Annotated in this window: 11 protein-coding genes; 7 read left to right on the top strand and 4 right to left on the bottom strand. The window is 46.6% G+C overall.

The features are described from left to right. Positions 1–37: 37 nt before the first annotated feature. The gene (locus L1028_RS19265; RefSeq protein WP_234537747.1) at positions 38–859 is read right to left on the bottom strand and encodes a TerC family protein; all 822 of its coding nucleotides are present in this window, start codon (positions 857–859) and stop codon (positions 38–40) included. A 303-nt stretch (positions 860–1,162) separates the two neighbouring features. After that, the gene (locus L1028_RS19270) at positions 1,163–1,408 is read right to left on the bottom strand and encodes an ABC transporter permease family protein (RefSeq protein ID WP_234537763.1); all 246 of its coding nucleotides are present in this window, start codon (positions 1,406–1,408) and stop codon (positions 1,163–1,165) included. 71 nt (positions 1,409–1,479) lie between these two features. Here L1028_RS19270 and L1028_RS19275 point away from each other — a divergent pair, with 71 nt between their 5' ends. The 4 genes from L1028_RS19275 (at position 1,480) to L1028_RS19290 (ending at position 5,733) form a co-directional block, all read left to right on the top strand. Next, positions 1,480–1,791, top strand: coding sequence for a hypothetical protein (locus L1028_RS19275; protein ID WP_234537766.1), 312 nt, complete (start codon positions 1,480–1,482; stop codon positions 1,789–1,791). Between the two features lie 251 nt (positions 1,792–2,042). Next, positions 2,043–3,734 carry a glycoside hydrolase family 13 protein gene (locus L1028_RS19280; protein WP_234537785.1) on the top strand — a complete coding sequence of 564 codons (1,692 nt, stop codon included), beginning with the start codon at positions 2,043–2,045 and terminating at the stop codon, positions 3,732–3,734. A 148-nt stretch (positions 3,735–3,882) separates the two neighbouring features. After that, positions 3,883–4,617 (top strand): class I SAM-dependent methyltransferase, encoded by a 735-nt coding sequence (locus tag L1028_RS19285; protein WP_234537788.1) that lies wholly within the window; start codon positions 3,883–3,885, stop codon positions 4,615–4,617. Positions 4,618–4,656: 39 nt separating this feature from the next. Continuing rightward, positions 4,657–5,733 (top strand): MBL fold metallo-hydrolase, encoded by a 1,077-nt coding sequence (locus tag L1028_RS19290; protein WP_234537822.1) that lies wholly within the window; start codon positions 4,657–4,659, stop codon positions 5,731–5,733. A gap of 1,003 nt (positions 5,734–6,736) precedes the next feature. On the opposite strand, the gene L1028_RS19295 is transcribed toward L1028_RS19290, so the two are convergent. Then, positions 6,737–7,345, bottom strand: coding sequence for a phosphatidylglycerophosphatase A family protein (locus L1028_RS19295; protein WP_234537826.1), 609 nt, complete (start codon positions 7,343–7,345; stop codon positions 6,737–6,739). Between the two features lie 272 nt (positions 7,346–7,617). Here L1028_RS19295 and L1028_RS19300 point away from each other — a divergent pair, with 272 nt between their 5' ends. The 3 genes from L1028_RS19300 (at position 7,618) to L1028_RS19310 (ending at position 10,304) form a co-directional block, all read left to right on the top strand. Continuing rightward, positions 7,618–8,739, top strand: coding sequence for a GerMN domain-containing protein (locus tag L1028_RS19300; protein WP_234538201.1), 1,122 nt, complete (start codon positions 7,618–7,620; stop codon positions 8,737–8,739). Between the two features lie 163 nt (positions 8,740–8,902). After that, positions 8,903–9,661 carry a ribonuclease PH gene (rph, locus tag L1028_RS19305; protein ID WP_234537841.1) on the top strand — a complete coding sequence of 253 codons (759 nt, stop codon included), beginning with the start codon at positions 8,903–8,905 and terminating at the stop codon, positions 9,659–9,661. Position 9,662: 1 nt separating this feature from the next. Continuing rightward, positions 9,663–10,304, top strand: coding sequence for an XTP/dITP diphosphatase (locus L1028_RS19310; RefSeq protein WP_234537844.1), 642 nt, complete (start codon positions 9,663–9,665; stop codon positions 10,302–10,304). Between the two features lie 118 nt (positions 10,305–10,422). Here the strand turns inward: L1028_RS19310 and L1028_RS19315 are convergent, their stop codons facing one another. Then, a complete protein-coding gene (locus tag L1028_RS19315; protein WP_234537847.1) occupies positions 10,423–12,621 on the bottom strand; it encodes a glycosyl hydrolase family 18 protein in 2,199 nt (732 codons plus the stop codon). Between the last annotated feature and the right edge of the window lie 2 nt (positions 12,622–12,623).

The raw sequence follows: 12,623 nt of genomic DNA on the forward strand, positions 1-12,623 counted from the left end.
CTTTCGGGTTATATTTGTTTTTGTGATTCAAATCCAATTAATGAAGTTGTTTATCTACTTCTTTAATTGGATTTTCTTTAGCATTCTCCTCAACCTTGCTACTCATAAACCAACCAATTGCAGCGATGAGCACGAGCACAACATAGAAGGTGAGCTTCCACCAAGTGCTATGTGCGAAATCTTCGGAAAGAACACCAAGTGAAGGGTGTGCCAATGTAATGACTGCTAGCTTAACTCCGACCCAACCTACGATGAAGAAGGCTGCAATTTCAAGACCTGGACGGGTGTGGAGCAATTTAACGAAGAAGGAAGCCGCGAAACGCATAATGACCAGTCCGATAAATCCACCGGCAAAGATGACGAGGAATTGACCGCCGTCAAGTCCACCAATTTTTGGAAGACCACTTGCAGGTAGAGCAACCGCGAGGGCAACTGCTGCAAGAATGGAATCGACCGCGAAGGCGATGTCAGCAACTTCTACTTTAAATACAGTAAACCAGAAGCTGGATTTCTTTTTGTTGACTGCAGCACCAGTACCACTTTCAGCTGCTTCATCCGTAACTGGCTTCTTGAACAATAGTTTTCGGAAGATATGATTCCCCGCGATGAATAATAAATAGATCGCGCCGATGGCTTGTACTTGCCAGATATCAACCAGGTAAGAGATGACAAATAGTGATCCGAAGCGGAATACGAAGGCTCCGGCTAATCCGTAAAATAGTGCTTTCTTTCTTTCCTCATCAGGAAGGTGCTTAACCATAATTGCTAATACTAATGCGTTATCTGCGGCTAGTAGTCCTTCAAGTGCTACAAGAACGAGTAATACCCAGCCATATTCTAATACTAATCCCCAATCCATTACTGTTGTCCTCCCTTTTCTAATGCAAATATCTACTAAAAGATACTTACTATACCATTTTAACCATTTTTATATAAAAAAGACCTTTACCAAACAGATTAGCCTTTGGAATAAAGGTCTAACCTGATTGGTAAAGGTCTCGCTAACAATGTTGAATTGCCAATAAAGCCGGAGAATATCCTCATATTCTCGTATTGACGACTTTATTTAACAGCTACTCCCCTTTACGGGATATATTAAATTTTTGATTTAAATTCGTTGTGTTTTTGCCTAAGGAAATCATATACGAGTTGAAAGTTAATGTCAATAAAATGTTGGAGAAGTAAAGCTAGAGTTATCTATCCTTTTTGTATTACCCTTAACAGACCCAGCGGTAATTCCCTTGGTCATCTGTTCTGTGAAGAGCAGATAGATCAGGATGGTTGGGATGGCAATGATCGTCATAACAGCGAACTGAGCGCCGTAGTTGGACGAGTATTCTCCGGCGAATTTCATAATGGAGAACGGAATGGTCTTCAGATCCTCCGAGGTGAGGAAGGTGTTCGCCATATATTGCTATTGGCTCCTGTCGTTCGGATATTTCTGAAGCGCATCTGTCGTATAAAGAAGCCCTTCAGGCGATGGAATCGCGATTTTTGAACGGAAAAGGCGGTGTCTATTACTATACAGAAGGAACGGGAGTTATAGGTGGCGCTCCACAGGAAATCGGGATTTTAGATGATTCTGAATTAAATGTGCTCGAGGATGAGATGCTTGTGGCGGTGGGTGTTGGGAGCAATGAGCTCGTGATTGATCTACTTGAGAAATGGCTGGATCGTTTTCGCGGCAACCCTGGATGTCTCAAGCAAGAGGTGAATATCCGGGCAACTGCTTTTGTAGTTCGATTAAAGAGACTCGCGCAGGAAAAACAAGTCGCTGGCTTCGAATGGTAGCAGCATTTGGTCAATTGGATGGAGCAGGCACCACAAGTAGAGACGCTTGAAGAATTGTCTACGATTTTGAATAAGGTCATGCAAAATTGGTAGGGTACGGCGAGGATCGTCACTTCAGTGCTACTTTTAAAAAATGGACTGGACTTACACCTTCACATATTAAAAGGGATTAGGAAAGTAGGGGGATTTGTTATCTACTAGGCTCTGTGTGGTTAAACTCTACATATAGCTAAATAGGAGGTAACCGAGTTATGAACCCCAAATGGTGGAAAGAAAGCGTCGTGTATCAGATTTATCCGATCAGCTTCATGGACAGTAACGGAGATGGAATCGGAGACTTACAAGGGATTATATCCAGACTGGATTATTTACAGGACCTAGGTGTAGATGTGATCTGGGTCTGTCCTATTTATAAATCACCTAACCATGATAACGGGTATGATATCAGTGATTACTGTGACATTATGAAGGAATTCGGCACGATGGATGATTTTGACCATTTGCTTAGGGAAATGCACGCACGTGGAATGAAGCTGATGATGGATTTGGTGCTGAACCATACGTCTCATGAGCATCCTTGGTTTGTAGAATCCAGGTCGTCGAAGGACAATCCTAAACGGGATTATTATATATGGCGAAAAGGTAAAAATGGCGGTCCCCCGAACAACTGGGAGTCTTATTTCAGTGGCTCGGTCTGGGAGCTTGATCCGCGGACGGATGAATATTATCTGCATCTCTACTCCAAATACCAGCCCGATCTGAACTGGGAGAATCCAGTGGTCATTGATAAGTTGCATGAAATGGTGGAGTGGTGGCTGAAGAAGGGCGTGGATGGATTTCGTTTTGATGCGATTGCACATATCGTGAAGACGAAAGGGTATCCAGATGCAGATAACCCAAACAGAACACCTACGGTTAGGGCCTATGGTATGTTCTCCAATCTGGAGGATGTACATACCTTGCTACAGAATCTATACGATAATGTGTTATATTTCTACGATATTATGACGGTAGGAGAGACCTCGGGACTCGGACCAGAGCAGGCACTGGATTATGTAGGTGATGGACGTCGGGAGCTGAATATGACTTTTCAGTTTGAGCATATGTTTCTGGATGCCGCTTCACCGGGTAGCGGAAAATGGGATGTGGTTCCCTGGAGTCTACTAGAGCTGAAAAAGATCATGAGCAACTGGCAGACGGTCCTACATGACAGAGGCTGGAATGCGAACTATTTATGTAACCATGACCAGCCGCGCTCGGTATCTCGGTTCGGGAACGATCTCTTTTACCGGATTCCTTCAGCCAAAATGCTGGCGACCTTTATTCATATGCTGGAAGGCACACCTTATATTTATCAAGGAGAAGAAATCGGCATGACGAATGTCTGTTTCGATTCCATTGATGAATACCGGGATGTGGAGACACTTAATTATTATGAAGAAAAGCGAAAGAACGGTGTTCCAGAAGAGCAGATTATGTCTGCAATTCATCATAAAAGCCGGGACAATGCCCGTACCCCTATGCAGTGGGACGATGGACATGCAGGTGGTTTTACAACGGGGACGCCCTGGATTAAAGTGAATTCCAACCATATGGAGATTAATGCCGGCAATGCGGTTAAAGATCCCGATTCCATTTATAACTACTATAAACAGCTGATTGCGTTAAGAAAAAAATACAAGGTGATTGTGTACGGATCGTATGAGCTACTGCTTGCAGAGCATACTGAGATTTATGCGTATACCCGAACTTTAGAGGATCAGCGGTTGTTGGTTATTTTGAATTTTTTTGATACAGAGCCTGAATTCGAATGGCCAGCGGGGTTCGATCCAGATCAGCTGGAGTTATTAATCAGTAATTACCCGCAGTCAAAAGATCATGATATTCGTTCTTTTAAGCTTCGTCCTTATGAAGCAAGGGTCTATTTGCAGCAGCGTGTGTAAAGGTAATTTCAATAAGAGTTATCATTAAAGCCCAAGAGGCCACGATGATGACTCTTCTTTGAGTTTGTCAGCAAAAGACTGTACAATGGCGATACATTAGCATACATAAGAGGAGTTGCAGGATGACGCCTGTAGGAGGAGAGTCAACATGACTGAATGGTATGAAAAAAGCTTCGGAGAAGATTATCTGATCGTGTATAAACACCGGGATTTCGGTGGCGCACGTAAAGAAGTAGATCAGATGATCGCCTGGCTGGGACTTCCTCCAGGTTCGAAAGTGCTGGATTTATGTTGTGGGATGGGACGTCATTCTCTGGCACTTGCGGAGGAAGGGTACGAGGTTACCGGAGTGGATTTGTCGGAGGTCTTGCTGCGTGAAGCTCGATCTCAAATCGGGGCGGAGAAGGTAACCTGGATCCGTTCCGACATGCGTGATTTACCATTAGATGGAGGATTCGATGCCGTAGTTAATCTGTTCACTTCTTTTGGTTATTTTGAAAAAGATGAGGAGCAAGTAAAGGTTCTGCGTGAAATTTATCGTCTGCTGAAGCCAGGTGGCAAGTTCGTTATTGATTTTTTGAATCCTGCGTATGTGATTCGTCATCTGGTGCCGCATTCTACGCGTGAGGACGGAGAGAATTTGATAGATGAGTCACGCCGGATTGAGGATGGTTATGTGAAGAAGGACATCATTCTAACCACTAAGAATGACCCTACGCCTCGTCAATATCATGAGCGTGTGAAGCTTTATTCACTGGAGGCGTTCAGGAAGATGATCGAGGAAGCGGGCTTGCAGCTCGAAGCTGTACATGGCAGCTATGAAGATGAGGTTTATGATGCAGAAAGGTCCACACGGATGATCTTTAGTGGAACACGTCCCTAAATGGTTTCCGGAAAAAGATTCAAAGGTGGTGAACGCTCCATGTCTAAGGCAGAAATTACTTCATGGGACAAGAACATTCTCCAAGTCTCGGTGCCCATGGATTCGCCTCTTCGTCAAGTGAACAGCTATATTCTTTCGGATGAAGATGGCAGAGTGACTATTATCGATCCGGGTCCGCGCAGCCCGGATACAGAGAATTGCTGGCTCGGGATTCTGCAGGAGCTAAACTTATCGTGGAAGGATGTTCGGGATATCGTCGTCACGCATCATCATCCCGATCATTACGGATTAGCCGGTTGGCTGCAGTCGCAGAGTGGTTGTAAGGTGTGGATGACGGAGCGCGCCCATGCGGAAGCGTTGTTGATGTGGGGCAATGGTTCTGGTGAAGATGCGGGGAGTGACGCTGAGGAAAATGCAGGAAATGACAAAGGAAATGACAATGGCAAAGACATTAATGATTTTTTACCGGTTTACTTCTCTCGGCATGGGATGACAGATGAGTGGTCGAACGGGATTAAAGCCCACTTGGAAAGCTTTAATTCCCAAGTGGAGCCGCAGCCTGTCGTTTCTTATTTCAATGTGGCAGAGCCCTTCAAGATGGGCGGCCGTGAATGGCAGCTCATTATTACCGGCGGACATGCACCGGGGCATGTGAGCCTTTATCATGCTGGCAGCGGGCTTATGATCTGCGGAGACGCTGTGCTCCCGCAGATCTCGCCTAATGTCAGCCTGCTGCCAGGCAGCGATCCACAGCCGCTGCAGACGTTCCTTCAGGGGCTGCGGGAACTGGGCAGCTACCCGGTCAGCATGGCGTTCCCGGGGCACCGCGAGCCCTTCGCTGGCTTCGCGCACCGGGTAAACAGCCTGCTCGCACATCATGAGGAGCGGCTGGATACAGCGGCAGCCCTGCTCACCAGCGGTCCGCTAAGCGGATTTGCGGTGTGCGAAATCCTGTTTCGCAGCCGGGTAACCACCGTTCACCAGATGCGCTTTGCGATGAGTGAGACCCTGGCACATTTGGCAGAGTTGGTGCGCCGGGAGCGGATAGTCATGCTGGTGGAAAACGGCGGTTTTTTATTCGCCACAGCTGAAAGTGTTGGAGAGCATATTAGTTAGAGTATCCTGCAAGATCGAAGTGTAATAGATGAGTATAACGTTAATGAGCGGTCCTGTTTATGGGGACTGCTTTTTTTTGTTTTTGAGTAACTAAGTAGAGATGATCCGGTGAGTAATAGGTGGTGTTGGGAGAGAGGGACTCTTGTTAATGGGTAGATATTTGTGCGAAAAGGGTGGATGAAAATTATATGAGTTATTAAGAGCGGTGAAGAATAATGGATGAAAGTTATATGAGCTACTGTGTGCGGTGCTGAAAGTGGATGAAATTTACTTGAGGCTACTGGTTTAGCATAGGCGAGACTTAGTTAGAATGAGATAATAGTGAGTTTAGTAGTTTCTCAGCTCTTACCTACTATGCCAGTATCTATTATCGTATCCTTCTATATTTGCATCGCTTCCCTATTCATTCGCCAGCGTAAGTATTCGGACTCAGATGATGCTATTCATGGATTTTGGAGCGTTTGAGGTTAGTATCGGTCCGAGAAAGGCGTTATTACTAGTGCAAAGTAGTGTTTTCGGTCATTTTTGAGCGAATAGCGTCTCTGGAGTCCGAAAATGTTCAAATTAGGGTGATTAGTGAGTATAGCGTCGTCTGAGTCTGACAGCGTGGATAGAACCACTTTTTGACGAGTAACTAGTGTTGGTATTAATTATAGGGAATTTCACCCTATAATTTTGTATTTAATTATTCTAGAGCTGAATATAGGGAATTCCTCCCTATATTTCTATTGATTTGGCTATAGATTGGGGTTTTTATAGAGATTATGGGGAGGAATTCCGTATAATCGTTGGATTTATGCCAAAATCGTTATTTTATAGGGAGGATTTCCCTATAGCCCAGCGAACCCAACGAACCCAGCGAGCCCAATCAACCCAGCGAACTCAGCGAACCGGTCAAAAAGCGATTGTCTCAGCAGCCCGCAGGGCTTGTGAAACAATCGCTTTTTCTCAGAATTTCACATGATGCATCCCAAACTCATTACTTTGATGTACCTGTAACTCCTCACTCCGGAGTTTCATCATATTCCGCAAGTTTCCTAGCGGCTTCTTCGCGATCCTCTGGTGTATGAGGCAAATCCAGCTCAATTTCGCGCTCCGCTTGCTTGCGGTGTGCGATTCGGCTACTGGCTGCCGCCGCCACGGCTCCGACGATGTCGTCGAGGTAGGTGTGGATCTGTCCGGTGCTTTTGTCATTTAACCTTTGAAGAACACCTGGCTTCAGCTTGTCCACATAGCCATAGTTGGTAAATCCGATACTGCCGTATACATTCACGATAGAGAAGGCAAGAATCTCATCTACGCCGTACAATCCCTCATCATTTTCGATCATATCCTGAAGTGGGGAGAGCAGCTTGCCCTCTTCTGCCATTACATCTAATTGAATGCCTGTTAGTACTGCGTTTTGTACTTCTCGCTTGCTAAGCACCATCTCTACATTATGGATACATTCATCCATCGTTAAATTTGGATAGTATTTCTGTTGCAGAAACAAAACGAGCTCCGCGATTTCCTCCAGGGTTACTCCACGCTTGTTCAGCCAGAATTTGGTCGCATCTGCGACAGCCTTGCTGTTCAGACTGTAGGGTATTTTTTCGATTTTTTCATCAGCCATGTTCAGTCACCTCGTTGTTTAGTAAGTCATTTCATTACAGCAAACGTTAGTATGATGTTAAGGACTGTTGTTATCTCAGATTGTACGTTTACCGGACGTAATTGTCCAGCTAGGGGAGATCCAGTGAACTGAAATCCAGGCGCTACTTGAGCTGAAGAAGTAGTTCACAGGCTTTTCCAACAATTTAGGATAAGCTGTTGTTATTTTTTGGACAAAGGTCTCGTATACATAGCAGTACAAATGATATCTAACCTTGAAAGGGGTAATAAATGATGAAACCTATGCAACAAATCCGCGGAATCTCCGCAGTCTGCTTACTCGCAGTTCCACTGGCGCTGTCCGGCTGTGGCTTGTTTGGTTCAGAATCGGCATCGATTGATGCTCCGCCACCAGAGGTTGAAGCGCAAATGTTACAGACTAGTGGGGATACTACTTTGGATTCAGGTGTATTCGGTACGGTGATAGAGGATGATACACAGACAGCGGTTAAAGGCAGCACCAAAACTTCACAGGGTAGTGCTTCCGGAGACCGGACAACCGTATTTTTGAAAGATGGTAATGGATTACTCGCTCCTGTATCCCTAAGCTTGCCAAAGAGTAAAGATTCCAGCGCACTCAAAAACTCGTTAATGGCATTAGTGAGCAAGGGAGAATATGCCTCATCCGTGCCTGAAGGATTCCAAGGTGTTCTTCCAGCTGGAACGGAAGTCAAAAGTATTACGATAGACAAGTCGAATTCAGCTGTTGTCGAATTTAATTCAGAATTCAATAACTATGATCCTTTAGAGGAACGCAAAATCCTCGAAGCTATCACTTGGACGCTGACCGGTCAAGATGACATTAAAAGCGTACAGCTCTGGGTAGATGGTAAAAAGCTCACAGAGATGCCGCTTCAAGGAACTCCGCTGGATCGTCCATTAACCCGCACAATGGGCATTAACTTACCGAAGCAAGGTCCACTTCTGATGAACTCCAGTGCGGTTACTGTTTATTTTTCCACAACATCTCCTGACGGTATCCAATATTATGTTCCTGTAACCCGTTTTGTACCCGCCGGACAAGAACAGCTGACCGCTGCTTTGAACGAATTGATTGCAGGTCCTGAATCCGGAAATGGGCTGGAAATGGTTATGACGCAGGGAACGATACTTGATTCCGTTGATGCTGGGCAGAACGGTGTAGTTACCGTGTCCTTGACGGATGATATGTTCAAAGATGGTAAAGGTGTACCCGCTGAGATGCTGGAATCGGTCGTTCTGACGGTTGCACAAAATTCGGATGATTCTCTGGTCCAAATTCGCTTAAACGGCAAGGAATCGATTACGGACACAGATAATGTGGACTACAGTAAACCTGTTTCCGCACCAGAATATTTGAATGAGATCCCGTTATAGAATGACCCTGTAAGGTTTAAAAGATGCTTTTGTGCCTCCTCTTTGGTAGAATAAAAGTTGCTCAAAAAGACGTTACGTCCTTTGCATTGTGCTACTCGCTATTTATGCGGGGAAACGGGACTCGCGCTAAACTTTTAGCTATACGATGTAGGAGGCAGAAAAGATGAGATCAAACGGGCGAAACGACGACCAATTGCGGCCGCTGACAATAACGACCCAAACGAATAAATATGCTGAGGGCTCCGTAATCATTGAAATGGGAGATACCAAAGTCATTTGTACGGCTACGGTGGAGGAAAAAGTGCCTCCGTTTCTTAAAGGGCAAGGAAAAGGCTGGGTAACCGCTGAATATTCGATGCTTCCTCGGGCAACCCAATCCCGTAATCAGCGTGAAGCTGCACGCGGTAAGCTTACTGGACGCACCATGGAGATCCAACGGCTGATCGGACGAGCGCTTCGTTCCGTAGTGAATTTACAAGCGTTAGGCGAGCGTAGTATTACGCTGGACTGTGATGTAATTCAGGCGGATGGTGGTACGCGGACTGCTTCGATTACAGGTGCTTTTGTTGCTATGGCTTTTGCTATTAACAAAATTGCACTTCAGCACAAGTTGTCAGTGTTTCCTATAACAGATTTCTTGGGGGCAATCAGTGTCGGTGTTGTAGGGGATAAAACGTTGCTGGATTTAAATTATGAAGAAGATTCCAAAGCGAAAGTAGATATGAATGTTGTTATGACTGGCGGCGGTGCCTTTGTTGAACTTCAGGGGACTGGCGAAGAAAGACCGTTCACTCGTCAAGAGCTGGATCTTTTGCTGGGTCTAGGTGAGAAGGGAATCTATGAACTGATTGCTGCGCAGAAAGAAGCACTTGGAGCGATCGCTCTCAAAATCCCTTCCGGCCAGCCGGGCCAAGAGGTGTAGCATGAAGTCTGACGGCGGCATTCTTATTGTTGCGACGAAGAATAAGGGGAAAGTACGCGAATTCGAGCATGCTTTTTCCCCGCTAGGGCTGACAGTGAAAAGTATGTACGACTATCCGGATCTGCCCGATGTGGTAGAAGACGGAGCCACTTTTGCCGAGAACGCCTTTAAAAAATCCAAAGCCGTAGGTGACGCCCTTGGAATCCCGGTACTCGCCGATGATTCGGGTCTTTGCGTAGACGCCTTGGATGGCAGGCCGGGTGTGTACTCTGCACGTTATGCAGGGGAAAATGCAGGAGATGAAGAGAACAACCTAAAGCTGCTTAGCGAACTTGAGAAGCTAAAACAGGGCGAGGATACCGGACAGCCTTTGCTAAGTACAGCTCGGTTTATCTGTACATTGTCCTTATACGATCCAAGCTCGGGACGGGAGTTAACCGCTGAAGGTGCAGTGGAGGGATGGATCACATCCGAACCTGCGGGTGGTGGAGGCTTCGGCTACGATCCGTTGTTTTACTTGGCGGAATATGAAAAGACAATGGCCGAGCTAACGCTCGAAGAGAAGCAGCGGATTAGCCACCGAGGCACTGCGCTAAGGTTGCTGACGGAGAAGCTGGCAGCTGCAGATGGCTTGAATTCCTAATCCAAACGCTCCATGCGATGGCTATGAGATGAAATAAAGAAGCTTGCAAATCCAAGGGATGTACCTTGATTTGCAAGCTTCTTTTGATTTGTAAGGCTAGGCTTATAATTTTATTGAATTAGTTCAGCTTCCAGAGTGCGGGTGTCGCTGTCGGTTCCCAGCCCAGCAGTGAAGTGTGGGGCTGTAGACATGTATACGTTAACCCATTGTAGCTAACCTTATCACCCGCTTTGAATGCGACTCCCGCTGTCCAGGCAGCTATTCCTGGATTTGGCGTAGTGGTTGGCGTTGGCGTTGAAGTAGGTGTCGCTGTTGCAGTTGGCGTTGGTGCAACGGTTGGCGTTGGAGTTACAGTAGGTGTCGGTGTCGGTGTTGCAGTCGACGTTGGTGTTACGGTAGGCACAGGTGTTGGTATTGGTGTCGCTGTTGGTGTCGCTGTCGGTGTCGCTGTCGGTGTCGCTGTTGGAGTAGGTGTTGGTGTTGGTGTAGGTGTAGGCGTTGGAGTTGGAGTGATGCCTCCATACAGTTTGTCGTATTCCTGCTGGGACGAGCTTCCGTTCAGCGTAATTCGCTGCGGGCCGCCCGAGAAATTCAGCTTCATCATGCCCGGAACTTCCAGTGTGGCTCCGTTTGCAATCGATTGAGATGCCGTCCCGGTAATACGATAGCGATTAAAGTCCCAATCCGTAGAGATTTGCTCTACAGTACCGGCTCCCCACGCAGAGGTCAAGGTTGTTGTTGTCGGTAGATCGAATTCCAGCTTCCAGCCACCGGGGATATCCGCACCTGTGTTATTCGTTATTTTCAGGGAGTAGGTGTAATTTGGATGATCGTAAGTGCCACTGAAGCTAAGACTGAAGTTCTTGGGCGCAGGTAGTTGTGGTTTTGGGGTTCCGCCTGGCAGAGAGGCTGACTTAAGCTGGTCATAGGCAAAATCGGTCATCGAGTTGCCGTACGTATAGGTGCCATCACTCTTTTCAGAGTAGTCACCTGTCAGTTCCCAGAACATCATCCCTCCCAAGCCTTTTTGCTTGATATAATCCAGTTTGTAGCCTAGAGATTCCTTATCTTCATACGTAAGAAAAATCTTCTTGTCAGCGTTGTACAGGTATGGGGTTTTGGTGACAGGATCAAAATAACGTTTGTTCGTTGGGTCTTTGAGCAGATTCAGCACATGCCAAATTGGATTTGCGCCACCCGGCTGCTCTGGTGCAGGATCATTCCAGATTCCGTATACGCCGTCGGCTCCACCTCCGGTTGTAGGAGCTGTACCATAAAGGCCAGTGTTGTTGATGCCTCCATTTACATTCTTCCAGCCACGTGAGTAATAAGGAACTCCGATGACGATTTTTTCCGGAGGAAGCGTACCCAAATAGTATCGGACGGCCCAGTCGGTATTTAGAACCGGAGTGCCCAGCGCAGCTGTTTCAGTATCACGGGAATCCGGGTACAGGGCGGAATGCGGCCCTACGTATCCATTCCATGCGCCGTGGAAATCATAGGTCATAAGGTTCGCCCAGTCCAAATACTGGTTAGCTTCCCCTAGCTTCATTCCGCCCAGAATCCAGGAGGAGGCGGTTGCGGCGATGGTTAGGTCATATTTCTGATTGTCCTGTGCGCCTGCCTGATCCAGCTTTTCACGAAGCTTTTTCATGAGGAGCACATAGTTGTTGTAATTCACCGTGCGCAGGGGCTCAGCCACACCGAAGTCATTCGGGTTACCGGATTGGCCAGTACCGGATGGGTACTCCCAATCAATGTCCACACCGTTGAATTGGTAGGTGCGTAGAAATTCTACGACACTGTTGGCAAAGGTCTCACGGCCAGCTTCTGAATTAGCCATGTTATAAAAACCACCAGAACCCGACCAGCCACCAACCGAAATCAGGGTGCGGACATCGGGGTATAACTGCTTATACTTTACGAGTTGATTAAAATGTCCTTTATACGGCAAATTAGTTAATTGGTCAGGGTAGTCTTTTTCGATAGCTGCTGTACGGTCCATCAGATCAATCTTATTCGTTTGAGGGTTTACCTTGGCGAACGCATAGTTTATGTGAGTGATTTTGCCCCACGGTATTTTATCGACAGTATAAAATCCTTTATTCTCCTGATCTCCCCACTCCGGGAAGTAAGCAACAATTTTACGCGGATGTTCTGCAGCCGGAGCGGGAGCAGCTGGCGTTGTCCCTGCTGCTAAGGCTACTTGCGACGATCCGCCTGCATTTGTGTAAAACGGAAGCAGAATGATGGCACTCATCAAGGCCGCAATGTAGCGTGCGGATTTACTTCGCCTATTACGTGTACTTATATTCATTT

It is taken from the genome of Paenibacillus pseudetheri, assembly GCF_924513355.1.
GTDB classification, from domain to species: domain Bacteria; phylum Bacillota; class Bacilli; order Paenibacillales; family Paenibacillaceae; genus Paenibacillus_AQ; species Paenibacillus_AQ pseudetheri.

What these genes read in the sequence shown, in the direction of transcription:
- L1028_RS19280 (WP_234537785.1), top strand. Translation starts at nt 2,043, where the DNA reads ATGAACCCCAAATGGTGGAAAGAAAGCGTCGTGTATCAGATTTATCCG.
- L1028_RS19285 (WP_234537788.1), top strand. Translation starts at nt 3,883, where the DNA reads ATGACTGAATGGTATGAAAAAAGCTTCGGAGAAGATTATCTGATCGTG.
- L1028_RS19290 (WP_234537822.1), top strand. Translation starts at nt 4,657, where the DNA reads ATGTCTAAGGCAGAAATTACTTCATGGGACAAGAACATTCTCCAAGTC.
- L1028_RS19265 (WP_234537747.1), bottom strand. Translation starts at nt 859, where the DNA reads ATGGATTGGGGATTAGTATTAGAATATGGCTGGGTATTACTCGTTCTT.
- L1028_RS19295 (WP_234537826.1), bottom strand. Translation starts at nt 7,345, where the DNA reads ATGGCTGATGAAAAAATCGAAAAAATACCCTACAGTCTGAACAGCAAG.
- L1028_RS19300 (WP_234538201.1), top strand. Translation starts at nt 7,618, where the DNA reads ATGAAACCTATGCAACAAATCCGCGGAATCTCCGCAGTCTGCTTACTC.
- L1028_RS19270 (WP_234537763.1), bottom strand. Translation starts at nt 1,408, where the DNA reads ATGGCGAACACCTTCCTCACCTCGGAGGATCTGAAGACCATTCCGTTC.
- L1028_RS19315 (WP_234537847.1), bottom strand. Translation starts at nt 12,621, where the DNA reads ATGAATATAAGTACACGTAATAGGCGAAGTAAATCCGCACGCTACATT.
- L1028_RS19275 (WP_234537766.1), top strand. Translation starts at nt 1,480, where the DNA reads ATGGAATCGCGATTTTTGAACGGAAAAGGCGGTGTCTATTACTATACA.
- L1028_RS19310 (WP_234537844.1), top strand. Translation starts at nt 9,663, where the DNA reads ATGAAGTCTGACGGCGGCATTCTTATTGTTGCGACGAAGAATAAGGGG.
- rph (WP_234537841.1), top strand. Translation starts at nt 8,903, where the DNA reads ATGAGATCAAACGGGCGAAACGACGACCAATTGCGGCCGCTGACAATA.